This window comes from Salimicrobium flavidum (assembly GCF_900156645.1).
GTDB classification, from domain to species: Bacteria; Bacillota; Bacilli; order Bacillales; family Halobacillaceae; genus Salimicrobium; species Salimicrobium flavidum.
Window position 1 is genome coordinate 49,832 of record NZ_FTOC01000002.1, and the last position, 22,878, is coordinate 72,709.

The 22,878-nt window shown below is 45.6% G+C and carries 26 protein-coding genes, 1 pseudogene and 1 riboswitch; of the genes and pseudogenes, 19 read left to right on the forward strand and 8 right to left on the reverse strand.

Translation table 11 applies throughout. The annotated features are described in order from the left end of the window. Window positions 1-11: 11 nt before the first annotated feature. The gene (locus BW944_RS03490) at window positions 12-293 is read right to left on the reverse strand and encodes a VOC family protein (protein ID WP_076556967.1); all 282 of its coding nucleotides are present in this window, start codon (window positions 291-293) and stop codon (window positions 12-14) included. 250 nt (window positions 294-543) lie between these two features. Between BW944_RS03490 and BW944_RS03495 the strand changes: the two genes are divergently transcribed. From BW944_RS03495 to BW944_RS03510, 4 genes and pseudogenes are all read left to right on the forward strand, one after another. Then, a complete protein-coding gene (locus tag BW944_RS03495; protein ID WP_084193601.1) occupies window positions 544-981 on the forward strand; it encodes a universal stress protein in 438 nt (145 codons plus the stop codon). Between the two features lie 156 nt (window positions 982-1,137). After that, complete coding sequence (locus BW944_RS03500) at window positions 1,138-2,658, forward strand: GGDEF domain-containing protein (protein ID WP_076556969.1); 1,521 nt, start codon at window positions 1,138-1,140, stop codon at window positions 2,656-2,658. Further along, complete coding sequence (locus BW944_RS03505) at window positions 2,655-3,155, forward strand: hypothetical protein (protein WP_076556970.1); 501 nt, start codon at window positions 2,655-2,657, stop codon at window positions 3,153-3,155. Before BW944_RS03500 ends, BW944_RS03505 begins: the two co-directional genes overlap by 4 nt. Window positions 3,156-3,164: 9 nt before the next feature. Next, window positions 3,165-3,461 (forward strand): annotated as a pseudogene (locus BW944_RS03510) (aldo/keto reductase); the annotation flags it as partial. A gap of 207 nt (window positions 3,462-3,668) precedes the next feature. Here BW944_RS03510 and BW944_RS03515 read toward each other — a convergent pair. Further along, the gene (locus BW944_RS03515; RefSeq protein ID WP_076556971.1) at window positions 3,669-4,340 is read right to left on the reverse strand and encodes a GOLPH3/VPS74 family protein; all 672 of its coding nucleotides are present in this window, start codon (window positions 4,338-4,340) and stop codon (window positions 3,669-3,671) included. A 190-nt stretch (window positions 4,341-4,530) separates the two neighbouring features. On the opposite strand from BW944_RS03515, the gene BW944_RS03520 reads away from it, so the two are divergent. The 6 genes from BW944_RS03520 to BW944_RS03545 are packed head-to-tail and all read left to right on the forward strand — an operon-like array spanning window position 4,531 to window position 10,260. Further along, window positions 4,531-5,526 (forward strand): LacI family DNA-binding transcriptional regulator, encoded by a 996-nt coding sequence (locus BW944_RS03520; protein ID WP_076556972.1) that lies wholly within the window; start codon window positions 4,531-4,533, stop codon window positions 5,524-5,526. Beyond that, window positions 5,523-6,419, forward strand: a complete 897-nt coding sequence (gene rbsK / locus BW944_RS03525) for a ribokinase (protein ID WP_076556973.1) — start codon at window positions 5,523-5,525, stop codon at window positions 6,417-6,419. The genes BW944_RS03520 and rbsK overlap by 4 nt, the downstream gene beginning before the upstream one ends. Next, window positions 6,416-6,805, forward strand: a complete 390-nt coding sequence (gene rbsD, locus BW944_RS03530) for a D-ribose pyranase (RefSeq protein WP_076556974.1) — start codon at window positions 6,416-6,418, stop codon at window positions 6,803-6,805. The genes rbsK and rbsD overlap by 4 nt, the downstream gene beginning before the upstream one ends. 15 nt (window positions 6,806-6,820) lie before the next feature. Continuing rightward, window positions 6,821-8,344, forward strand: a complete 1,524-nt coding sequence (locus BW944_RS03535) for a sugar ABC transporter ATP-binding protein (RefSeq protein ID WP_076556975.1) — start codon at window positions 6,821-6,823, stop codon at window positions 8,342-8,344. Between the two features lie 40 nt (window positions 8,345-8,384). Further along, entirely contained in the window at window positions 8,385-9,257 is an 873-nt protein-coding gene (locus BW944_RS03540; RefSeq protein ID WP_084193628.1) for an ABC transporter permease subunit, read from the forward strand. A 58-nt stretch (window positions 9,258-9,315) separates the two neighbouring features. Further along, complete coding sequence (locus BW944_RS03545) at window positions 9,316-10,260, forward strand: D-ribose ABC transporter substrate-binding protein (RefSeq protein WP_076556977.1); 945 nt, start codon at window positions 9,316-9,318, stop codon at window positions 10,258-10,260. Window positions 10,261-10,316: 56 nt separating this feature from the next. Here BW944_RS03545 and BW944_RS03550 read toward each other — a convergent pair whose 3' ends face one another. From BW944_RS03550 to BW944_RS03565, 4 genes are all read right to left on the reverse strand, one after another. Next, complete coding sequence (locus tag BW944_RS03550) at window positions 10,317-10,541, reverse strand: hypothetical protein (protein ID WP_084193602.1); 225 nt, start codon at window positions 10,539-10,541, stop codon at window positions 10,317-10,319. A gap of 29 nt (window positions 10,542-10,570) precedes the next feature. Continuing rightward, the gene (gene pepT / locus BW944_RS03555) at window positions 10,571-11,830 is read right to left on the reverse strand and encodes a peptidase T (RefSeq protein WP_076556979.1); all 1,260 of its coding nucleotides are present in this window, start codon (window positions 11,828-11,830) and stop codon (window positions 10,571-10,573) included. Between the two features lie 23 nt (window positions 11,831-11,853). Continuing rightward, window positions 11,854-12,528 carry a dethiobiotin synthase gene (gene bioD, locus BW944_RS03560; protein ID WP_076556980.1) on the reverse strand — a complete coding sequence of 225 codons (675 nt, stop codon included), beginning with the start codon at window positions 12,526-12,528 and terminating at the stop codon, window positions 11,854-11,856. 94 nt (window positions 12,529-12,622) lie between these two features. Continuing rightward, window positions 12,623-13,723, reverse strand: coding sequence for an oxidoreductase (locus tag BW944_RS03565; protein ID WP_084193603.1), 1,101 nt, complete (start codon window positions 13,721-13,723; stop codon window positions 12,623-12,625). A gap of 198 nt (window positions 13,724-13,921) precedes the next feature. Between BW944_RS03565 and BW944_RS03570 the strand changes: the two genes are divergently transcribed. The 6 genes from BW944_RS03570 (at window position 13,922) to BW944_RS03595 (ending at window position 18,442) form a co-directional block, all read left to right on the forward strand. Next, a complete protein-coding gene (locus BW944_RS03570; protein WP_143525644.1) occupies window positions 13,922-14,761 on the forward strand; it encodes an ABC transporter permease family protein in 840 nt (279 codons plus the stop codon). Beyond that, on the forward strand, window positions 14,758-15,747 hold the full coding sequence (locus tag BW944_RS03575) for an ABC transporter permease subunit (protein WP_076556983.1): 990 nt from the start codon (window positions 14,758-14,760) through the stop codon (window positions 15,745-15,747). The genes BW944_RS03570 and BW944_RS03575 overlap by 4 nt, the downstream gene beginning before the upstream one ends. A 15-nt stretch (window positions 15,748-15,762) precedes the next feature. Beyond that, window positions 15,763-16,125: a VOC family protein gene (locus tag BW944_RS03580; RefSeq protein WP_076556984.1), complete on the forward strand. Its 363-nt coding sequence runs from the start codon at window positions 15,763-15,765 to the stop codon at window positions 16,123-16,125. Window positions 16,126-16,210: 85 nt separating this feature from the next. Next, the gene (locus BW944_RS03585) at window positions 16,211-16,969 is read left to right on the forward strand and encodes a potassium channel family protein (protein WP_076556985.1); all 759 of its coding nucleotides are present in this window, start codon (window positions 16,211-16,213) and stop codon (window positions 16,967-16,969) included. Next, entirely contained in the window at window positions 16,953-17,939 is a 987-nt protein-coding gene (locus BW944_RS03590) for an HNH endonuclease (protein ID WP_076557405.1), read from the forward strand. The genes BW944_RS03585 and BW944_RS03590 overlap by 17 nt, the downstream gene beginning before the upstream one ends. A gap of 95 nt (window positions 17,940-18,034) precedes the next feature. Further along, window positions 18,035-18,442, forward strand: a complete 408-nt coding sequence (locus BW944_RS03595; RefSeq protein WP_143525645.1) for a LysM peptidoglycan-binding domain-containing protein — start codon at window positions 18,035-18,037, stop codon at window positions 18,440-18,442. A gap of 76 nt (window positions 18,443-18,518) precedes the next feature. Here the strand turns inward: BW944_RS03595 and BW944_RS03600 are convergent, their stop codons facing one another. Further along, a complete protein-coding gene (locus tag BW944_RS03600) occupies window positions 18,519-20,132 on the reverse strand; it encodes a BCCT family transporter (RefSeq protein ID WP_076556986.1) in 1,614 nt (537 codons plus the stop codon). Between the two features lie 187 nt (window positions 20,133-20,319). On the opposite strand from BW944_RS03600, the gene BW944_RS03605 reads away from it, so the two are divergent. From BW944_RS03605 to BW944_RS03610, 3 genes are read left to right on the forward strand one after another with little or no spacing between them, the layout of a single operon-like run. Next, window positions 20,320-20,943: an NAD(P)-dependent oxidoreductase gene (locus BW944_RS03605; protein WP_234983118.1), complete on the forward strand. Its 624-nt coding sequence runs from the start codon at window positions 20,320-20,322 to the stop codon at window positions 20,941-20,943. Between the two features lie 53 nt (window positions 20,944-20,996). Further along, on the forward strand, window positions 20,997-21,125 hold the full coding sequence (locus BW944_RS15310; RefSeq protein WP_268794079.1) for a hypothetical protein: 129 nt from the start codon (window positions 20,997-20,999) through the stop codon (window positions 21,123-21,125). A 15-nt stretch (window positions 21,126-21,140) separates the two neighbouring features. Then, complete coding sequence (locus BW944_RS03610; RefSeq protein WP_076556988.1) at window positions 21,141-21,788, forward strand: SDR family oxidoreductase; 648 nt, start codon at window positions 21,141-21,143, stop codon at window positions 21,786-21,788. A 53-nt stretch (window positions 21,789-21,841) separates the two neighbouring features. On the opposite strand, the gene BW944_RS03615 is transcribed toward BW944_RS03610, so the two are convergent. Then, window positions 21,842-22,552, reverse strand: a complete 711-nt coding sequence (locus tag BW944_RS03615) for a general stress protein (RefSeq protein ID WP_076556989.1) — start codon at window positions 22,550-22,552, stop codon at window positions 21,842-21,844. 188 nt (window positions 22,553-22,740) lie between these two features. Next, window positions 22,741-22,842: riboswitch (TPP riboswitch) on the forward strand. The last annotated feature ends 36 nt before the right edge of the window (window positions 22,843-22,878 follow it).

Here is a 22,878-nt window from a genome sequence, read left to right on the forward strand (position 1 = left end):
TTTTTCTGCGTTTATTTTTCCGTTACTGGTTCCACCGAAATTTGCCATTCGATGCCGAAGCGATCGATGACACTCCCATACGATGGGCTCCAGAACGTTTCCTGCAATTCCATAGTGATTTTGCCGCCTTCAGCCAGTTGTCCAAAAATTGCTTTCGCTTCTTCTTTGTCGTCAGTCGTAATGGTAATCGAAATGTTGTTGCCTTTCTGGAAAGGCATGCCAATACCCGGCGGGACATCTGAAATCATAAAAGAATGGCCGTTTTTCAAAGCTACTTCCGCATTCATGACCATGTCTTTTGCCTCTTCAGGGAGTTCGCGGAAGTTGACGTCATGCCCGCGGCAAGCTTCCACCCGTAGGGATAAAAATCAACAATAAACCATAACAGAGCTAATCGTAAAAGTAACATGAACAGAACAGAAAAATTCATAAGTAATTCACAATTAAACGACTAAGTACGTTTAACCCCCCACCATATAAAGGGAATAGTATAGTATAATATAAAGTGCACATAGTTCCAAATCATGAAGGAGGAGATGCATTATGACTAGAAAAATTCTAGTTGCATACGATGGAAGTGATTTGAGTAAGCACGCGGTCGATGAAGCAAAAAAACAGGTGATGGATTCCCGTGATGGTGAAATCCACATAATTACTGTTGTGAGCACTACCGGCCCCGTGACGAATGCGAAGATGGCTGAATCCGTAGGAAAAGAGCTAGCCGAACGATACGAGACTGAAGTGGCAGCTATTAAGAAAGAACTTGAAAAGGAAGACCCTATCACTGTTAAGACAAAAGTAATTGTTGGAGATGCAGAAGGGAATCCTGGGGAGAGAATCTGTGAATACGCAGAAGAAAATGATGTCGATATCATCGTCATCGGCAGCCGTGGGCTCGGCGGTGTCAAGAAGCTTCTTCTCGGTAGTGTCAGTAATAACGTTGTACAGAAGGCCTCGAAACCCGTACTCGTTATCAAATAAATATAGGTACTCTTGGATTTTTCCGTTCAAATACATTTTGATCTCCCTGCCATAATTTTGGAGGGAGATTATTTTTTTGTAGAGCAATAATCGGGAAATTGTGGTAGAGTAAATGTAATGAGCATTTAATACTACATAAATGGAAAGAGGGTCGTTATGCCTGCTTATACATATGCTTTATTACTCACGATTATTCTGGGTCTGCTTACGAATATCATTCGTTTCAAAGGTAAGGGCTGGTTCAATCGGTATATCGTAACTGCAGGCAGTGCAGTGACCATTGTATGTATCGACTTTCTTTATCCTCCTCTTGATATAGAGTGGTTTATACTTTTGTTTATCGGAATAGGAGTTATCGCGTTCCGCTTGTATGGGACTATTTTCACTAATGTTTTGGCTGTAGGTTATATGATGAGCCGTGACATTCCGTTCGAGTGGATAGAAATGACGGTTTATCCGCTGTTCGCTGTTTCACTTGCCTTCCTTATGAACTATATCGATAAGCTGCGGTGTCAGCGTCAACGCCGCCTCGACCTTTCCTTACACGCATTTAAACAGCTGAATATATTTCGTGAAGTCAGCTACAAGATTCAGCAGACGAGGACGGAGGACCAGGTATTGCAAATTATGCTGACTGCTGTGACGGCGGGGTATGGTTTCAGCTTTAACCGTGCGGCCGTGTTTCTTTTTTCCGAAGACGGGAACTATCTGAAAGGGGAGATGGCTACCGGGCCATTAACCCCGGAAGAAGGATTTAAGACGTGGCAAGTGATTGCGGAAAATAAGTATAAGCTGAATGATCTGTTCCGTATGAAGGAAACGGAAAACTCGCTCGATCACCCCCTGAATGAAAAAGTGAGACACCTTTCCCTGCGCCTGACCGGTAACACGATTGCCGAACAGGCTGTGCAGAAACGTCGTCCGATTATCTGCAGACGCATTATTGAAAACGATCCCATGATGAAAAGACTGAAAAGTACGTTACAAATGAAGGAGTTCGCGGTCATCCCTTTTTTTCATCAGCAGGGAGATATCGGGGTGATGTTCATCGATAACCCGGTGAGCAAAAAGCGGATCACCGAGGAGTGGGTGGATCAGATTCTCCCGCTGACACACCAGGCTTCTGTTGCACTGTACCAGTCCCAATTGTACAAGCGTATCGAAGAGATGGCTAAAAAAGACGGACTGACAGGTCTTTTCAATCAGTGGATCTTTCAGGAGGATATTGAACGATACCTTTTGACGAAGAAGCAGAGGCCGGTTTCTCTTATTCTATTAGATATCGATCATTTCAAAGTTTACAACGACACCAATGGCCACCTGCTTGGAAACGATGTGCTGATTCAACTGGCAGATATGCTCGGTAGTTCAGTGGGGACCTCCGGGGCTGCATATCGTTTCGGCGGGGAAGAATTTGCTCTGTTACTTTCGGAGACGTCTTTGGTCGATGCCAGGGAGATTGCTGAAAAAATCCGGGATTTGGTGGAAAAAACGGTCTTCCCCTCCGAATCAAGTCAGCCCGGCAAACGACTTACGATAAGTGTAGGTGTGTCCTCGACGGAAATCGATCGTTCGATGAAAGCGGCACAGTTTATCGAACTTGCGGATGAGGCTCTTTATGAAGCTAAGAATTCCGGGAAAAACAAAGTCGTGGCAACAGAGGAGTATGTATTATGAGTGGATTCAGTATCATCAGTCTGGGCTTCGCTTTTCTTTTGACGGTCCTCTTGACCGGACGGTATTTTTACTTTCAGGAAATCCGCTCTACGGCTCGCCGGAACATGAAAGAATTGGAAGTGGAGCTTGAGAAGATCGACTGTTCGTTTGAACAACTCGTTTATTTCATTACGCTCCCGAGTCACTTACCGATTACAGAAAATGCCGCCAAAGAAGATATTCATCTGAAGTATGATGTGGAACAGGGGATGTTCCCGAGACTGATCGGATTGAAAGTTTACATTGAAAACAGGAAAGATACATTGATGATCGCTTATCTCTCGATGGAACAATTCCGTATTCCCATGCTCGATCGCCTTTACGCGCGTGAGGAAATGACGAAGGAGACCTACAGGAAAATCGCTTCGGCAAAAATGATGTCATCCGGTACGCATAAGGAAATCATAGATGAAGTGTACCATCAGCTGAAAGTCGGTCAATTTGATATGGGAGGATGAACAATCATAATGCAAAGAATGAACCTTGGAACAAGTGAATTGAATGTACCACAGGTCGGACTTGGATGCATGCGCATGTCCGGCCTTTCCACGAAAGAAGCGAGAGCTATGATCGACAAGTCGCTCGACCTCGGTATCGACTTCTTCGATCACGCCGATATCTACGGAAAAGGGGAATCGGAGGAAGTATTCGCTAATGCCATAGAACCTTCATTACGTGAAAAAATGATTCTGCAGTCGAAGTGCGGGATCCGGGACGGATTTTTCGACTTTTCGAAAGAGCATATCATCTCTTCCGTCGAAGGTGGAACTGACGCGAGAAGAATGGTATGAATTGTACTGTGCTGCCGGAAACGATTTGCCTTAAATAACGACAAAGAACTCGGAATACAAAAGCCATCACACAAACAAACCCCGCACAATGCTTATATAAAGGCAGTGTACGGGGTTCTTTTTACATTCCTTATCCCGCCGGTACGGGTATCACCGGGGTGCAAACAGCATGCAACCTTTTTAGGAAGGTCCGCTCGATGCAATGGCGGCCGCACCTATTGCTGCATAGACGGCATTATTCGTAGCATGGACTGTATCGTTTACAGCTTTACCATAAGGGTTCTGCTTCGTCCATTGTTTTATCTGCTTTTTCTTCTCTTTGGCTTCTTCTTTCGGGAATACTTCTTTTACGATATCACATGCACCAATCAAGCTGAGAAGGACAAGTGTGCGATCATCAAGTGATTCCGGGGTTTTTAGCGCTTCCGTCAATCTTGTGCGGATCTCCTGTTCATACGAATAATCGCGGGAAGGATAGATGTTCCATTTGAACACACCAAGGAAGTCTTTTTGTTTTTCTTCCAGAATTCCCTGTTCGGCAAGACGGTGGGACATGCCTTTTCTGCGGTCTTTCATCCGATGACCGAATTTCTCTACCCACGTTCTGATTTTCCTATTCTTTTTGGAGTTTTTGATCTGCTCGAAGATATCATTTAAAAAAGGGTCCTCCACAGGGGTGCTATCTTTGACGACGAGCCTCTTGCCGTTCACTTCTACCCGTTCTTTAAGAGCGAGTTCGCTGATGAAGGCTCCGGCAAGGCCGAAATTCAGGGAAGAAGTGGCTCTTGATACGACTGATCCTTTTTTATTGTGTAACGCCAATAGCAATAATTCATCTGCAATGGTGAACATAACTATCACTCCTTATAATTATTTATACGAAAAAGAATTCAGAAAAGTTTCACTTGAGTTATTGACTTTCTTTTGAAAACGTTTTATTTTGTATGTAACGGGTTACATATTAGCAGTATAAAAACAGAAAAAATTTTCGGCTCATGTGTAACGGGTTACATATGAGTTGTATGTCTAGGGGTGAGAGATTATGGCCACTATAAAAGATGTAGCAAAGTTGGCTCAAGTATCCACGGCCACTGTTTCCAGAGTACTAAATGGTAATGGTTATGTCCACAGTGAAACCAAGCAACGGGTCGCAGTGGCGATTAAGGAGTTGAACTATCGACCAAATGACGTAGCCAGAAACCTTTTTAAAGGCAGATCAAAAACAATTGCCCTGTTTGTTCCTGATATTATGAACCCATACTTTCCTGAACTTGCGAGGGCTGTAGAGGATGTGGCACAAAAGGAAGAATACACCTTCATTCTCTGTAATACCGACGATGATTTAGAGAAAGAACGTAAGTATTTGGAAGCCCTGACACAAAAGTCACTTGATGGACTAGTAATTGTCTCGAGTACGATGATCAGTGAGTATATAAAGGAATTTAATATACCTGTAGTAGCTCTGGACAGAATTTTATATGAAGGAGTACCATCTGTAACAGTGAATAATTTTGAAGGGGCGCAAGAAGCAGTCAAATATCTTAAAGAAATAGGGTGTAAGAAAATCGCTCATTTAGCAGGTCCTCAAGACGTTAGAAATGCTGAGCAACGGAGAGGAGGTTATATGAGTGAAGTGGAACAAGAATCATGGTTCCAGTCTTCTCTGGTTGAAAGAGGCGGATACGGAATAGAGGAAGCTATGGCAAGTACAACCAGGTTGTTAAAAGCCCATCCGGATATAGATGGCTTATTTGCTGCTAACGATCTTATGGCAGTAGGGGCGATAAAGGCATGTGAAACTCTCGGGATAAATATTCCTGATCAACTATCCATTGTAGGGTTTGATGGCATCATGCTCGGCAAAACAACATCTCCCTCTCTGACGACAATGGCTCAACCTATATATGACATAGGCACAGCTGCTGTAGAAATGCTTATTCAACAAATAAGAGATCCGGATCTCCTGATAGATATGAAAGAATTTCAAGTAAAACTTGTAGAACGCGGGTCTACTATACGGAAGGAGGAAGTGACGTGAGAAAGCCGAAAGTTACAGTAGTCGGAAGTATAAACATGGACCTTGTCGTTTCTGCATCCCGAATGCCTGAAAAGGGAGAAACATTGATGGGGGATGACTTCCATACTTACCCAGGGGGGAAAGGTGCGAACCAGGCTGTAGCAGCTACTCGTGCAGGTGCAGATGTCACATTGATTGGTGCAGTTGGAGTGGACAGTTTTGGTCAGGAGCTGATGACTCATTTAGAAAAACAGAAGGTAAATATGTCACTGGTAACAAGAAAAAAAGATGTACCTACGGGGATTGCGACTATCATACTGGCTGAGAATGATAACAGAATTATCGTGACCCCCGGAGCTAATCATAGTCTCACTCCGGAAGATATAAAAAAACAGGAAGAGACGATAAGAAATTCCGACATTGTTTTATTTCAGCTGGAGACTCCTGTCGAAGTTGTAATAAAAGCAGCGGAATTAGCTCATCAGGCCGGGGTGAAAACAATATTGAATCCTGCACCATTCCAGCCAATCCCTGAAGAATTGTTTGAAACCATCAAATATTTCACTCCTAATGAAACAGAAGTGAAAGAGCTTACGTCGGGAGGGATGGATGGAAGGTTACAAAAGAAATTAATCGTCACCATGGGTGAGCAGGGGGTCAGCTACACACAAGATGAACAATCAAAACATGTAGCGGCATATAAAGTGAATGCAATCGATACGACCGGAGCGGGCGATACATTCAATGGTAGCTTGGCTGCAAAACTTGCTTCTGGAAGTGAATTGAATGAAGCTATAGATTTTGCCAATGCGTCGGCAGCTCTCTCCGTTGAAAAAGCCGGAGCCCAAAATGGAATGCCTGAAAAAGAAGAAGTTGAAAAGTATCTTCAGGGTGTTAGGGGCAATTTAAAATGAAAAAACACGGTATTTTGAATAGAGATATAAATGCAGCTCTTAGTAAATTAGGGCATACAGATACAATTGTGATTGCGGATTGTGGGCTTCCAATTCCGGAAAATGTAGAATGTGTAGATTTATCTTTATACATAGGCGTCCCTTCTTTCAATAGGGTGTTTTCCCTTCTTCTTGAAGAGATGGAGACTGAAAGAGTGACTCTTGCAGAAGAAATAAAAAATAATAACGAGGAAGTACATAAGGTTATCAGTGAGACCGGACTTCCGCTAACTTTTATTAAGCATAAGGAATTGAAGGAGAAGTTGACGGAAACAAAACTCGTAATTCGCACAGGAGAAGCGACACCTTTTGCTAATGCAATTTTACAATCAGGTGTAATTTTTTGAGAATGAGGTGACTGTATGAGCGATAAGCCTTTCGTTTCTATGGAAGGGATCGATAAATCTTTCTCTGGAAACCAAGTGTTAAAGGATGTTCGATTTTCCTTGATACCAGGAGAAGTTCATGCACTTATGGGAGAAAATGGAGCTGGTAAGTCGACTTTAATAAAAATTCTTACAGGTATTCACGGTAAAGATGCAGGAACAATTGAAGTGAAAGGGAAAGAACAGAATTTTTCCAGTCCGAAAGAAGCTGAAAAAGACGGCATTGTCGTTATTCACCAAGAATTGAACATTATCCCCTACTTGACAGTTACACAAAACATGTTCCTTGGTAAAGAATTGACATGGGGGAAAACCGGAATTTTGAGACAAAAAGAAATGTATGAACAAACAAAGCGGAACCTCGCGATGCTTGGGGTAGAAGATATAGACCCGAATGAGACAGCTGGTGATTTATCTGTGGGTAAGCAACAGATGATAGAGATTGCTCGGGCGTTATCTACTAAAGCTGAAATGATTGTTATGGATGAACCGACCGCGGCTCTGACGGATAAAGAAATTGAAAATCTTTTCAGTGTCATTCGTTCTCTTCAGAGTCAAAATGTTGCAGTGGTTTATATATCTCATCGTATGGAAGAGATATTTAATATTTGCGACAGAATCACTGTTTTACGGGATGGAGAATATGCGGGAATGAAAGTATTGAATGAAACATCATTTGATGAAATTGTGAAAATGATGGTCGGGAGAGAACTGGGCGATAGGTTTCCGGAAAGAAATCATCAACTGGGGGAAACGATTTTTGAAGTGAAAAACCTGGAACGGGAAGGGCATTTCAAGGATGTAAGTTTCGACGTGAAAGCAGGGGAAATTCTTGGTGTTGCGGGTCTGATGGGGGCAGGAAGAACGGAAATCATGGAGACTATATTCGGAGCTGCAAAACGTAAAGCCGGGGAAATACTTATCGATGGCACTCCAATCTCGATTAGAGATCCCTCTGATGCAATCAAAGCAGGGATAGGATTTATTACAGAGGATCGCAAAAATGAGGGGTTGGTATTACATTTATCAATAAGAGAGAATATAGCATTGACTAATTTAAAATCCGTTTCCGAAAAAGGGTGGATGTCGCATAAAAAAGAACAGCAGTTAGTTGAAAAATTGGTAGAGAAACTCCATGTTCGTACAACAGGAGCGGAACAGGATGTTCAATCATTAAGCGGAGGAAATCAGCAGAAAGTCGTAATTGCGAAATGGTTAGGTATCCAACCCAAAGTTCTTATTCTTGATGAACCGACTCGTGGTGTGGATATAGGTGCAAAAAAAGAGATTTATCACATTATTAATGAATTGACTGAAAAAGGCGTGGCGATTCTTATGGTTTCTTCAGAACTTCCTGAGATACTCGGTGTAAGTGACAGAATCATGGTTATTCATGAGGGCGAGCTTGCCAGCATACTCGACGGAAAAGAAGCGAATCAAGAAATGATAATGAAAGCGGCGACGGGGGGAGAATATCGTGCAGAAATTCATAACGAATAACCTTGCAAGACTCGGTCCTCTGTTAGGTTTGATATTAATAATGGTTGTACTTGGCTTTGCTAGTGACAACTTCTTTACCTTGGATAACATTTTGAATCTGTTAAGACAGATTTCTATAAATGCTTTGATAGCATTCGGAATGACGTTCGTTATTCTAACAGGAGGTATCGATCTTTCCGTGGGATCCATGCTTGCTTTTGGAAGCGCTTTAACCGCGGGTGTACTTGCGAGTGGTATGGATCCTATTCTCGGAGTACTGATAGGTCTTTTAGCCGGTCTGGCTATGGGAGCGTTTAATGGAGTAGTTATTACAAAAGGTAAGGTGGCTCCGTTTATAGCTACACTTGCAACAATGACTATATTTCGAGGCGCTACGCTGGTATATACAGATGGCCGACCTATTACAGGACTTTCAGAAAGCTTCGTATTTGAAATGATAGGGCAAGGTTATGTTTTTGGAGTTCCTTTTCCAGCTATTCTGATGGTTGCTGTGTTTTTCATACTATTTCTCATTTTGAATAAAACTGTATTTGGTAGAAAAGTATATGCCATAGGGGGGAATGAAGAAGCATCCATACTCTCCGGAATCAAGGCGGATAGAGCAAAAATATGGGTGTATGCTCTCACAGGCATGTTATCTGTTCTCGCAGGTATTATTCTTACCAGTCGTTTGAACTCAGCCCAACCTACAGCAGGATCAATGTATGAACTGGATGCTATTGCTGCTGTTGTGTTGGGTGGTACGAGTCTGGCAGGTGGTCGCGGAAGAATTACGGGTACATTGATTGGAGCCTTAATCATCGGGGTTCTTGATAATGGCCTAAACTTGATGAATGTATCATCTTTTTATCAGCAAATTGTGAAAGGTGGAGTGATTCTCCTTGCTGTGTTATTGGATAGGCGTTCAAAATAACGAGCTTATCACGGTTAATTAACCGTTAGATAAATAAATTATTAGGGAGGAATTAAAAATGAAAAAATGTTACCAGTTTATGGGGATTTTGTTGTTAGGAATTTTATTGGCTGCATGCTCGACAGAGTCACCAGGAAATTCTTCAGAGTCTACGGGAAGTAATGATAACGAGGAAGGAGCTGACAGTGTAAAGGTTGGGATGTCCATCTCCACCCTCAACAATCCATTCTTTGTTTCTTTGAGGGATGGAGCTGAAGCTGCTGCTGAAGATGCCGGGTATGAAATCACTACAGTAGATGCGCAGGATGACGCTGCCAAACAGGTAAATGATATTGAAGACATGTTGCAACAAAATATTGATGTGCTGTTGGTGAACCCGACAGATTCTGCAGCTGTTGTTTCGGCAATAGAATCAGCTAACAGTGAAGGAGTGCCGGTAGTGACTGTGGATCGCACAGCAGATGGAGGAGAAGTAGTCACTCATATCGCTTCCGATAACGTAGCGGGTGGGGAAATGGCTGCCGAATTTATTGCTGAACAAGTTGGAGAAGAAGCTAATCTCGTTGAACTCGAAGGCATCCCGGGAGCATCGGCTACTCGTGAACGGGGAAAAGGTTTTCATAACGGTTTAGAGGGTATGGATGGATTAGAAGTAGTAGCATCTCAATCGGCTAATTTCAATCGATCCGAAGGTCTTACAGTCATGGAAAACATTATACAGGGTAATGATTCTATTGATGCGGTTTTTGCTCACAATGATGAGATGGCCCTAGGGGCTGTGGAAGCTCTTGAATCGCAATCGATGCTTGAGGATGTAACTGTAGTCGGTTTTGATGCTACGGATGATGCGAGAACCGCGATATCTGAAGGAAGAATGGACGCTACAGTCGCTCAGCAACCTGATTTAATAGGGGAAGAAGCTATTTCTGCTGTGACCAGTATTATGAACGATGAAGAATTGGAAGAGTTTATTCCTGTCGAACTACAACTTGTCACAGAATAATTGAAACAAAAAAGAGAGTGCTCTCCTTAGGTGAAAAGGAGAGCACTCTCTTTATATTATTCCTGATTGTCGCGGTCTTTGCGGTATTTCTTTTCGCTCTGGGAATCGGTTCTCGTATTTCTTTTTTGTCTGTTTCCCTTTTCATCGATTTCGAGTTCTTCCACCGGGATATCATCTGTCAGTTCTTCTTCTTTGAATTTCTCCGCAAGGTCTGTACGTTCTTCTTCATTTATACGTTTCCGATTGTTGTCGACGTTGTGGTCTTTTTTCTTATTGCTCATCAGGTCACCACCTTTATCAAAAATCTATATTATTTTCTTTCCTTTTTCCAGGTGGTGTTAAACCTGTCGTCGGTTGCAAATAGTTGAGCGATTTCCACGATCGTGCCGCTCGCCTTTTCCATATTGTCGAGAGAGATGTACTCGTATTTCCCGTGATAATTCTCGCCGCCTGTAAAAATATTCGGTGTCGGAAGGCCCATGAATGATAGCTGAGAGCCGTCCGTTCCTCCGCGTACCGGACGAATCAGCGGCTCGATTCCTTTATTTTTCATGGCCTGCTCCGCAGCATCGACGATTTCAAAGACGGGCTCGATTTTTTCACGCATGTTGTAGTACTGGTCTTCCATATAGAGCAAAATCGCGGACTCGCCGTAAACTTTGCGTAGTTCTTCCACCGTTTTGATGATGTAGTCTTTCTTCTGTTCGAATTTCTTGTTGTCGTGATCACGGATGATATAGGATAACGTGGCGGTTTCTACGTCTCCTTCCATACCGACGAGGTGATAGAAACCCTGTTTATCCTCCGTGTATTCGGGTGCCTCAAAGGAAGGCAGGGAAGACATGAAGGTCATCGCCATTTTCGAGGCATGGATCATTTTGTCTTTGGCTGAACCCGGGTGCACGTTTCGTCCCTGGAACTGGATGGTGGCAGCAGCGGCGTTGAAGCTTTCGTACTCCAGCTCTCCGAGTTCACCGCCATCGATCGTGTAAGCGAAATCGGCTCCGAACCGCTCGACATCAAAATGATGAGGTCCCTTCCCGATCTCCTCGTCGGGAGTGAAAGCGACACGGATGTCTCCATGAGGGAGGGAGGGGTTCTCGATCAGATAGTGCATCGCCGTCATAATCTCCGCGATGCCAGCCTTGTTGTCGGCTCCGAGAAGCGTCGTTCCATCCGTCGTGATGAGTGTATGGCCTATGTACTTCAAAAGGGAAGGGAAGTCCTCGGGAGAGAGGGTCACGTTTTCATTAAGAGTCATAGCTTTTCCATCATAATCCTCCCACACTTGCGGGTTTACATTGGTTCCTGTGAAGTCCGTGGCCGTGTCTATGTGGGCGAGGAAGCCGATGACCGGCAATTCTTTGTCGGTGTTTGAAGGAAGGGTAGCCATGACATAGGCATTTTTGTCGATGGATACGTCACTCATACCGATTGCTTCCAGTTCCTCCACCAGTTTGTTGGCCAGGTCCCACTGTTTCTCTGTGGAAGGGGTCGCATCTGTCGTTTCGTCGGACTGTGTATCTATTTGGACGTAGCTCGTGAAGCGGTTTAATAGTTCCTGTTTCATGTCGGTTCTCTCCTTCGACTTCCTTATTTAAGTGTTTCGAGAAAATCTGAATAGATGGTGCGATAAGCTGAAAGTTCCGGCTCCTCCGCATCCGCGACTTTTCCTAAGATAGGGAGGCCGGTGGTGCGCTCGAGCATTTCCGGATTGTGACGCACACCGATGGATGGGAGTTCAGGGAAACGATTGAGGACGATTCCACGCAAATCGACGTTTTTGCTGTTTGCATAAGCGGCAGTCATCGTCGTCTGATTGAGTGTGCCGATTCCCGCATCCGCAATCAGCAGTCCAGGCAGATTCAGGTCGTTCATCAGTTCAGGAATGCCATATTGTTCATCGATAAGCGGGACGGCGATACCTCCGGAACCCTCTACGATGACGATATCATGCATTTTTTCGAGAAAAGCGTAGTCACGGAGAATCCTTTCCGGTTCGATCAGCCTGTCCTCAAGACTCGCGGCTAGATGAGGGGATACTTTCGCGTCGAACAGATATGTACAAAGCACGTCTCCAAGGTCCGGTTCATAAACGCTCCGGTACATATCAGCATCGGGAGACGTCCCTTCTTCCGTAGCTCCGCACTGCACGGGTTTGTAAGGGACAGCATCAACCCCTTTTTCTCTTAATGCTTTCACCAGGGAGGTGACGAAATGCGTTTTTCCTACGTTTGAATGGGTTCCTGTTACGAATATTCCTGGCATAGATCTCTTCCTTTCTGTCTGTTTTCATACTATCAGAAAAAAGGGATATCGGGAAAAAAGAAAACGACCCGTAAAAGGGCCGTTTCAAAGAAAATCATCCGTTGAAAATATTCTGGTTCAGTTCATGATCTTTGACATACGCTTCCGGCAGAAGGGTTTTTTCAAAGTCGAACTCCCGCAGGTCTTCGCCTTTATCGACAAGATTCGGCAGGTCGGGATTGGCAAGAGCGCCGGTACCGATGGCCACGAGATCAGCCTGTCCTTCTTTCAGGAGTTGGGCAGCTTTGACCGGATCTTTCAGTTGCCCGTTGGCGATTACGGTCAGCCCGCTGAAGATTTTCGCGGCTTCTGCCAATGTTTTCGTATCCTCCCCGAAGGAAGGATCGGCCGCATCGGCATCCGTCGTATGGATGAAATCGAGCGGTGCATTTCCTAGCGCTTCGAAAATCGTCCGTGCTTCTTCCTCACCGCCGGCCCATTTGTGTTCGCCGTCAGACACTTTCGCCTGGGAAATACGTATGCCTACCGGGTAGTCATCACCGACGGCAGCACGGACTTCTTCGATTACTTCGAGGACGAACTTCAATCGTTGTTCCGGTGATCCTCCGTATTCATCTGTACGCTTGTTGAAATAATCCGTCAAAAACTGATCGAGGAGATATCCGTTGGCTCCGTGCAGTTCCACGCCATCGAACCCTGCTTCTTTCGCGCGCAGAGCACTTCGTATGAATCCTTCTTTCACTTCCACGAAGTCATGATCATCCATCGCTCTTGGCACCGGGAAGGAACCGGATCCTCCGTAAAAGCCTAACTGTTCGCCTTTTGGCTGGACAGCGGAAGGAGCGATCGTCTCCTCCGTATAAATATTTCCCTGACTCTGGGCGCCGGCATGCATAAGCTGTGCGACGATAGCAGAGCCTTCCTCGTGAACTGCTTCGACGACCGGTTTCCATGAGTCGGCCTGGATATCACTGGCTAGGCCTGGTTGATTATTATACCCTTGGCTATAACTTTGATCAGGATAGATGCCTTCCGTGATAATCGTTCCGAATCCGCCTTTAGCGAAACGTGCGTAGTATTCTTTCATCGTATCATTCGCCCGTCCGTCTTCTTCCGCGCTGATTCTTGTCATCGGCGAAACGACGAAACGGTTCGCAAGCGTCTTGTTCAAAAATTCATATTCTCTGAATAGCATATTGCCCATTCACTCCTTAAGTGAAAAAAAGTAGTACAAGCATCACTCCATAGATATTTCCTTTTTTCTCGATTTCGAAACATGTAAAAACGAGAGAATGCTTCCTGTTATATCTTTCCACATTTATGATAATATGATAGTGGAATAAGTAATGGGGGTGCGAGTATCATCATTAATAAGAAATGGGTCCATGAACTATTGAAACCGCTTTTTTTAGTGGTCGGCATTTTCTTCATCAGTACTTCTTCATTGTTCGTTTCGCCGGAAGGCTTCCGGTGGCCAGACATCGACCGGATTGCAGCGACAGGGTTGGCCATGGCGAACCCGGAGCAATTGATTTACATAAACCTCACTTCGGGAGTGGAACGGGAACTTTTTCCGATTATCTGGAAGGCGTTCGGAAGTTCCATGAGCGTGCTTGGCCTAGCGCTCCTCCTTTCGTTTGTGGCAGCTTCTGTATGGACGTTCATGTTATGGATGGCTCCGTCGAAAGTGAGTAGAGGAGTACGGTCGGTCACCTCCCTCCTTTCAACGATTCCGGATGTGATGTATGTTCTTTCCGCGCAGCTGGTGATGGTATGGGTGTATACGACGTTCGACTGGCGGGCGATCGCTTTCACCGGAGCGGGAACGAATGAAGCGATTCTTTTACCGGCCGTGGTGCTTTCCATACTGCCGTCCATTTATTTCCTGCATTCGATGCTCGATTTCATCGATGAAGAGAGCAGGGAAGACTATTACAGCCTTGCTGTCAGCAAAGGGCTGCCTAAACCATACATATTATTAAGACATATAAGCAGAAACGTGATGGTGAAATTCGTTTATCAAGGGAAGTTCATTATCGGACTGACGGTGAGCAATCTGTTCATCGTGGAGTACTTGTTCAACAACTTCGGTATGACCTCTTTCCTCATTGAATATGTTCAGCCACCGGTGTTTTTCGTCACGGCTATGCTGTTTTTCATCCCGATATACGTCGCTTTGAAGCTGGTGGAAGTCCTCGTCTATGTGACTACGAAACAGGGGGTGGACATATGAAAAGAAGTGTGTGGCGTCAGCCGGGATTCCTGCTCGGGTCCTTTTTCCTTATACTTATGGTAACCGCCAGTTTCGTCCATGCTCTCGTGTTCGACAGTTATATTCCGCAGACCCCGTTTCTGAACCTGGAGGACGGCGTAGTAGGTCCGCCGTTTGCACCGTTTGAACATTCGATCTTAGGGACGGATGCGGACGGGGTCCATCTGTTCCATCAAATTCTTCAAGGAGCGAAATACACGATTCTCGGATCGTTGTCGATTGCAGGGATCAGCTTTCTGCTCGCGCTTCTAGTCGGCATCCCGCTCGGCTTCTACCGGAAAGGTGCAGCCAAATGGGTGGAACATACGATTTCCGTCCTTTATTTCGTTCCCGCTTCGATCATCGCGTATCAGCTTTTGAATCCTTTGATGCAGGAGCGAATGTCCGGGTTCGCCACAAGTCTTACCTATCGTCTCACTGCGGAAGTTCTTGTCATCGCTCTGCTTCTGACACCACCTGCGGCCGTCTTCATCGCTAATTTGACCGGAGAATTTTTGAAAAAGGATTACGTCGTCTCCAGTCAGTTGATAGGGGCCGGGAAGTGGCGTATCACCAGGACGCAACTCTTCCCATATCTGAAAAATCACATTCTCGGTCTGTTGAATCGCCAGGCGATACAGGCGATACTCGTCATGACCCATCTCGGTGTGTTCGAAGTTTATTTCGGAGGGACGGGAGTAGCGTTCGGGCTTGGGGGAGGGCCGCCACAGCCAGTTACGAACGAATGGGCCTCCCTCATCGGTATGAAGTATTACACGATACAGACCGGAGCGCCGTGGCTCGTCGGCGTGCCGCTTCTGTTTCTCTGTTTATTCCTGTTATCGGTCATAGGGATCACCGGAAGCTTGAAGAAAACGAGAAAAGAAGAAGTGCGTAAGAAAGAAGAAAACAACGAATTCAATCAGGAAGTCGATCATCCGTTTGAAAAAGTGAGCGGAGATCAATAGGAGAGGAGAATCACTATGTTGAAACGAATCGATCACATTCAGCTCGCAGCACCAGTCGACGGGGAGGACGAAGCCAGAGAATTTTTCGAAGGAGCCCTCGGTATGGAAGAAATCGAGAAACCTGAGGCTTTGAAGAAAAATGGAGGGGTCTGGTTTCGTTTTGGCAATCAGCAGCTTCATGTCGGTATCGAAGATCCTTTCACTCCCGCAAAGAAAGCACATCCAGCTTTTGAGGTGGATGGCCTAAAAGAAATGATGAAGGAACTGGAACGAAAAGGAGTGGAAGTCAAGCAGGATGATAAACTGCCGGGAGCGGAGCGCTGTTATATCCACGATCCTTTCGGTAACCGGATCGAACTGTTGGAGTGGAAGAATTGAATACTTCAGGAATTATGTTTACGCCTTCTTTCTGCTATAGTTGAAGCAGAGGAATGAACAAAAGAGATAGGGGAGTGGACCAAAGGTGGAGGAAGAAAAGAAACAGGAATGGTGGCTCGCCTATGAGATAACCCTTGTCACACTCGCCTTCATCTCGGTCCTGTTCATCTGGACTGATAACGCGGTATTGATGGTGATCGATCGCTTCGTCTGGCTCATTTTCTTCACTGATGTTCTCGTCAGATTCATTGCAGCGGATCGGAAATGGGAGTACATAAAGAGAAACCCCTTTGACATTATCGCCGCTATCCCGCTTGATGCGATTTTCCAGACAGCCCGTATCGTCCGTCTGTTCCGGGTTCTTCGTTTCTTCGCGATTGCCCGCAAGTATCTCGGGACCCTATATTCCATCATCAAAACCAATGGACTCGACCTTGTACTAAGCGTCGCCTTTATCCTTATCTTCGGAGCGGCTATAGTGGCTAAGGAATTTGAGCCGTCCATCACTTCGTATATGAACGGGGTATGGTGGTCGGTCGTGACGACAACGACCGTAGGATACGGGGATATTTCTCCGGAGACCGGCGTCGGACGTATAGTAGCAGTGATTCTGATGCTTGTTGGGATCGGACTCATCGGTATGATCACCAGCTCCATTACGACCTTTTTCCTGAAAGATGGAGAGAGAAAAGATGAGACGGTCAACTTCATCCAGAACCAGCTCGATCATTTCGATGATTTGAGCGATAAAGAAGTCAACCGTCTGATTGCGATGCTGGAGGAGATGAGGAAGGAGAAGGAAGAGCAGGAAGATGGGAGGGAAGATAGTGAGTTGGGAGATTAGTCACGGGCCAGTCAGCTTTCGTTCTTTACAGGAGGAAGATATCTGGTATCAGTTTACATGGTTTTTTTATAAGAGCAAGAAGACCCAGACATATAAGTTCGGTCTTTTGAAAGCATTGCTTGAGAATCTTTACAATACGGACTATCATCTTGAGTTGACGTATAATCAGATCGGTTATGCGTTTGTGAAAACGTATTGGAATCTGGTAGTTCGTCACGGATTGAAACAGGGGAATCAAAATTCAGGAGTAGCCGGCGCTATTGTGAAAGCACAGCAGGAAAAGCAAATCCCGGTCACTTTGAGCTTTGATCAGCTTCAGATGAATGATCAGATTTACGTTTTGGAAAAAGCTGGACCTGTAATGAAGAAATATGTGTTCGGTGCGCTCTACAGTGATTTTGAAGGAAAGCTGTATGGCTTTGATCGTCGTAAACATTCCGAGTATTTCCGTTTTCATCCGGAGGCTCATATTTTTTTACTTAAATATCAGCGCCTTATTACAGACCTTGTGAACTATCACCTGGCAAAGATGATCGAACAGTATAATCCGGTATCGAAAGATTTTCTGCTGGAGAAAGTAGAAAGTATAGCTCAAAGAGAATCGCTTTCTCCTTACAGAGAGATACTGCTTTCCAGGTTTGAAAACCAGTGTTTTTATTGTGGAAAAGCTTTGAATACGTCTAATGCCCAAACTCATGTTGATCACTTCATCCCATGGTCTCTCGTTCAATCGGATAATATTTGGAATCTCGTGTTGTCCTGTCGCACCTGTAACTTGAACAAGAGTGATAAAGTGCCGGAGAATTATTATCTTGATCAGCTCGTGGAACGAAACGAATATTTGAAAGTTGAAGAAGCACTAATACATGAAGACAGAAGTCTATACAATTATCATTCAGAAAAACTGAAATTGTTATATCAATATTCGGAGCAGAACGGTTTTGAGGAAAGGTGGAGCCCCGGTCGATAGGGAAGATGAGATTCTGATTATTGGCATTCCATGAATGTTTGAAAGGGAATTGCAGCGGCAAAAGTCTTATAGAACACATTCTAAGGAGGCTAACCGTGAAAAAGCGTGTCATTTCACTGGCAGTTGCAGGTCTGGCTCTTGGAATCGGCGGCGGGAACGTGGCTGCCAACGACTATAAGGACGGAAGCGAAGAAACGTCTCACACTGTATCTCCTGGAACGACGTTGTACAGCATGGCCAATCTTCACACTGATGTAACGCTTAAGAATCTGTATGAATGGAACCCGGGTATTGAACCGAGAAATCTCCAACTTGGTCAGGAGGTTCGGGTAGCTCCTCCGGAGGAAAATATGCCGGAGCAGTATCATACTGTCAGTCCGGGAAGCACGTTCTACAGTATTGCGAATTTGCATGAAGGACTTACCGTAGAGGAGCTTTACGAGTTGAACCCTGATGTGGACCCGTACAATCTTCAGCTCGGTCAGGAAATTCGAGTCCGATAAAATAAATTCATTATAAAAGAGCTGCCGATTCCATTGAAATCGGCAGCTCTTATTAATGATTCTAAAAAGTAGACGGTTAAGTGTTATCTTTCCCATCCCCATTCCCGTTCCCATTTCCGTTTTCATCATCGATATGATCTGCAATCTTACGGTGCTTCTCGATATCTTTACGTTCCCGTGTTTCTCTGTAGTCACTTCTGATCGTCATCAGAAGTGAAACGGCGACCACAAAGAGTACAATCGAGAATGGTAAGGCCCCGATCAGCGAGGCAGTCTGAAGACCATTAAGTCCGGCACTGAGAATCAGTATGATAGCAAGGGAGGCGATCAGTGTACCCCAAATTGCCTTAATTACTACAGACGGGTCTCTGTCCCCCTGGGTCGTCATCATTCCGAGCACGAACGTAGCCGAGTCGGCAGAAGTGACAAGGAACGTGAACAACAGACAGATGGACAGTATCGAAAGAATTCCTCCGAGTGGCAGCTGTGCAAATAATGAGAAAAGAGCGGTCGCTTCATCTTGAGCCACGGCTCCCGCAATGTCTGTACCATTGAACAGATCGGAATGAATAGCGGTACCCCCGAAAATCCCGATCCAAATAATCCCGAGGAATGGTGGGGTCACCATAACGCCGAGTACGAATTCACGCACGGTACGGCCCTTGGAGATACGGGCTACGAACATACCGACAAACGGTGCCCAGGCGATAGTCCAGGCCCAGTAATAGACCGGCCAGTCCTGCACCCACGTACTCTCACTGTAGTGACCGAGGCGCAGACTTGCCTGTAAGAAGTTCTGCAGATAGTCCCCGATTCCAGTGGTGATTGTATTGAAAATAAAACCGGTCGGGCCGATGAACAACACTACGATCATAAGTAGGAGGGCGAGTCCAAGGTTGACGTTACTTAAGTATTTGATACCGCGGTCAAGTCCTGAGAAGGTCGACACCATGAAGAAGACGAACATGGCAAGTACAATCAATATCTGTGTCGTCTCCCCGGACGGAAGACCGAACGTAGCTCCAAGTCCGCTGTTGATCTGAAGAACGCTTAATCCGAGCGTTGTGGCAACCCCCATGACAGTGGCAATGACTGCAATACTGTCGATGGTCCGGCGCAACGGTTTCTTTCCGGTGTCACCGATGACAGGATTAAGGGTATCACTTATCAGGCTGCGTTCTTCCTGACGATAGATGAAGTAGGAAATGGCAAGTCCGACAAAGGTGAACGATGCCCATTGGTGGATGCCGTTGTTGAAAAAGGCGTTCCACATAGCGATACGAGCGGCTTCCGCTGTTCCTGCTTCTACTCCCGGTTCAAACGGAGGTGGTGTACCGAAGTGAGTCATCGGCTCAGCCACGCCCCAGAAGACGATACTTACCCCGAAACCGGCACTGAACAGCATGGCAATCCAGGTGAAAAAAGGGTATTTCGGACGGGTATCATCCCCGCCGAGGCGAATCGATCCGTATTTACTGAAGGCCAGGTAAAAGTTGAAGATGATCAGACAGAATACGAATACGAGGTAGAACCATCCGAAGGTGTCAGCGATGAACCCGTAAATCGTATCTGCCTGGGAAGCGAGCGTTTCTGGCGCTAATCCTCCCCATACAGCAAAGGCTAGAAGGATGAGAAAAGACGACCAGAAAGTGGTGTTCATGAACTTGAATTTCTTCTTTTTGTTGTCCACGGCGATGCCTCCTTGATATGTATGAAATAGTGGTATGGTGAATAGGTGTTCACCACATACTACAAGGTGCATACCCGCAATGTAAAGATGGTATGCCATTAAATGGTCACATTGTTTCAGAGTAGGTAATATGGGAAAATAGTAAGATGGAGTATTTTGAAGAAAGGAGATGTGTTCATTGAAAATAGTGGTTTTTGGAGGTACAGGAGCTACCGGGCTCCGTCTCGTAGATAAATTGTTGGGGCGAGGTCATGAAGTATATGCTTACGCAAGGAGCCCCGAAAAGCTGTATCCGATGGAACATGAACGTCTTGCAACTATTGAAGGAACACTCGACGAACGGGAGAAGATCAAAGAAACGGTGCGCGATGCGGATGCTGTCATCAGTCTCCTTGGCCCGAACGGTCGCGTGAAAAGACAGACCCTCAGTGAAGGGGTGATCAATATCGTAGAGACCATGGGAGAAGTCGGGACGAAACGATTCCTCGGAGTAGCTACGAGCAGTGTGGAGGACCCGAAAGACGAAAAAAGTTACCGTATCAACGCATTCGCTTCTGCCCTTCGTATCGGCCTGGCAAATAACCAGCGTGAAGTTGAGCGTATGGCTGCAGCTATTCGCAGTACCGATCTCGACTGGACGCTGGTACGTGTCGGCTATCTGAATGATAAAGGGGAAAAGCCGGTGAAAGTCGGTTATTATGGCAAGGAGGAAGTAGGTGTGAGAGTTTCCCGGGCGAGTCTCGCACAATTCATGGCTGATTTAGCTGAATCGGATGACTACGTGAAAGAATCTCCAGTCGTAAGTAATTAAAAACCTCTGTTAAAGCCTATTGTTGATGATAGGAACGGAAGGTGGAAACGCCTGTGGAACTAGCATGGAGGAAAATCACCTGTATCGATCAGAGGGAGATACGGGAAGTTTCCGCCATGTCCGCGGCAAACTTCTACCTGAAGAGAAGAATATCAACAACAAATGACAACAGAGCCAATTAAAAAGGAGTGATTTCTATGAAAAAGGTGTTGGTTGTCGGAGCGAATGGGCAAATCGGCAGACATGTAGTCCGTTTGCTTCAGGAAAGCGAGCATTTTGAAGCGAAAGCGATGATCCGTGACAAAACGCAAAGTCCCTATTTTGAAGAAATGGGGGCAGGTGTCGCAGTCGCTGACCTCGAAGATGAGATTGATGTACTGGCCGGTCTGATGGATGATGTGGACGCCGTTGTTTTCGCGGCGGGGTCCGGGCCTGATACCGGCAAAGACAAAACGATCATGATCGACCTGGACGGAGCGGTGAAGATGATGGAAGCCGCCAAACAAAAAGGTGTGAGCCGGTTTGCACTTATCAGTTCCTTTGATACAAGACGTGGTCACTGGGGCGGAGAAGGATTCCGACCTTACGCAGCGTGTAAGTTTTATGCGGACGAGTGGCTCCGTTCTTCAGGCCTGGAGTACACGATCATTCATCCGGGTCGACTGACGAATGAGGCAGGAACCGGTAAGGTGAATGCTGCTGTTGAGGTCACACGTGATGAAATACCCCGCGAAGACGTAGCCAAAGTCATTGTGGAAACGTTGAACAGCGACAGCCTGATTAATAAAGAGTTCCAGGTGACCAAAGGGGAGACCCCGATTCTCGATGCTCTGAAAACGATTTGAAGATAAAAAAATCCTGTACGGCTTTTATCAGTCGGACAGGATTTTTCTTTTTCTTATTTTTTGTTGTGACGATCCGAACGCGTCTCTGTAGTCGAGTTCTGATCATGGATTTCCGGGTTGAATGGTTCTTTTTTGTTGTCGTGGTTATGATCGTTATGGTGCTCATCATGGTCATTATTATGGTCATGATCGTGATGATCATCGTCATGATGAGAGTTCTGGACATGTTCCGGATACATCGATTTGTTTTCGGTGCGATTCGTGAGGAACGTGCGGTACACACTGTCTGCATGTTTTTCGGAAGCTTCAACAAGTACGATGATTTTCCCGTCTTTCAGGTGTCCTTCGTATTGTTTCGCCTGTTCTTTTGGCATGCCCATACCGACGAGGGCTCCGACGAGACCACCGCCACCGGCTCCGACTCCGGCGCCTGTCAGGGCGGAGGCGAGCGGACCTGCAGCAGCGATCTGACCGATTCCAGGAATCGCTAGAAGCCCAAGTCCGACGACGAGACCACTCACCCCACCGAGCACGCCACCGGAAGCGGCACCGATACCTGCGCCTTTTCCTGCATTTTCGCCACGTCCTCCTTTGTTGGAGGTAACGCCCGTGTCTGTTTCATCTTCGAGTACGTTGACTTTACTTTTATCCTGGGCGAAAACAGAAATGTCTTTCGCTTCATACCCCTGTTTCGTCAATCCGTGGATTGCTTGTTCTGCATCTCCGACGTGCGAAAAAACGCCGCCGATCAAATGATTAGCCAATTTGATTCCTCCTTAAATTGTTCCTTAGTGGTCGATACCCGAGAGAATAAGAAATATGCAATTTTTACCTTAAAACAGGAAAAACTGCCTAGTTGTAGAAGGAGAGTGAGTGGGACAAAAATAAGTGGTTTACAAAATATTCAGACTCGTTTATGATAACAGTCAAAGAACAAAAAACTGCATACCGTTTCATGCACTAGGGGAGCCTGAACAGGCTGAGAAGAACACAGTTCTGACCCTTTGAACCCGATCTGGATAATACCAGCGTGGGGAAGTGCAGTCTGAGTTACAACCAATACTCTTTTTGATGATACAGACTGCATCCC

Bases quoted from the DNA above. Each gene is read 5' to 3' on its own strand.
- pepT (WP_076556979.1), bottom strand. From the start codon at position 11,830: ATGAAACAGGAACTATTAAACCGCTTCACGAGCTACGTCCAAATAGAT.
- BW944_RS03505 (WP_076556970.1), top strand. From the start codon at position 2,655: ATGAGTGGATTCAGTATCATCAGTCTGGGCTTCGCTTTTCTTTTGACG.
- bioD (WP_076556980.1), bottom strand. From the start codon at position 12,528: ATGCCAGGAATATTCGTAACAGGAACCCATTCAAACGTAGGAAAAACG.
- BW944_RS03545 (WP_076556977.1), top strand. From the start codon at position 9,316: ATGAAAAAATGTTACCAGTTTATGGGGATTTTGTTGTTAGGAATTTTA.
- BW944_RS03580 (WP_076556984.1), top strand. From the start codon at position 15,763: ATGTTGAAACGAATCGATCACATTCAGCTCGCAGCACCAGTCGACGGG.
- BW944_RS03500 (WP_076556969.1), top strand. From the start codon at position 1,138: ATGCCTGCTTATACATATGCTTTATTACTCACGATTATTCTGGGTCTG.
- BW944_RS03540 (WP_084193628.1), top strand. From the start codon at position 8,385: ATGGTTGTACTTGGCTTTGCTAGTGACAACTTCTTTACCTTGGATAAC.
- BW944_RS03575 (WP_076556983.1), top strand. From the start codon at position 14,758: ATGAAAAGAAGTGTGTGGCGTCAGCCGGGATTCCTGCTCGGGTCCTTT.
- BW944_RS03495 (WP_084193601.1), top strand. From the start codon at position 544: ATGACTAGAAAAATTCTAGTTGCATACGATGGAAGTGATTTGAGTAAG.
- rbsD (WP_076556974.1), top strand. From the start codon at position 6,416: ATGAAAAAACACGGTATTTTGAATAGAGATATAAATGCAGCTCTTAGT.
- BW944_RS03520 (WP_076556972.1), top strand. From the start codon at position 4,531: ATGGCCACTATAAAAGATGTAGCAAAGTTGGCTCAAGTATCCACGGCC.
- BW944_RS03565 (WP_084193603.1), bottom strand. From the start codon at position 13,723: ATGCTATTCAGAGAATATGAATTTTTGAACAAGACGCTTGCGAACCGT.
- BW944_RS03515 (WP_076556971.1), bottom strand. From the start codon at position 4,340: ATGTTCACCATTGCAGATGAATTATTGCTATTGGCGTTACACAATAAA.
- BW944_RS03490 (WP_076556967.1), bottom strand. From the start codon at position 293: ATGGTCATGAATGCGGAAGTAGCTTTGAAAAACGGCCATTCTTTTATG.
- BW944_RS03610 (WP_076556988.1), top strand. From the start codon at position 21,141: ATGAAAAAGGTGTTGGTTGTCGGAGCGAATGGGCAAATCGGCAGACAT.
- BW944_RS03550 (WP_084193602.1), bottom strand. From the start codon at position 10,541: ATGAGCAATAAGAAAAAAGACCACAACGTCGACAACAATCGGAAACGT.
- BW944_RS03535 (WP_076556975.1), top strand. From the start codon at position 6,821: ATGAGCGATAAGCCTTTCGTTTCTATGGAAGGGATCGATAAATCTTTC.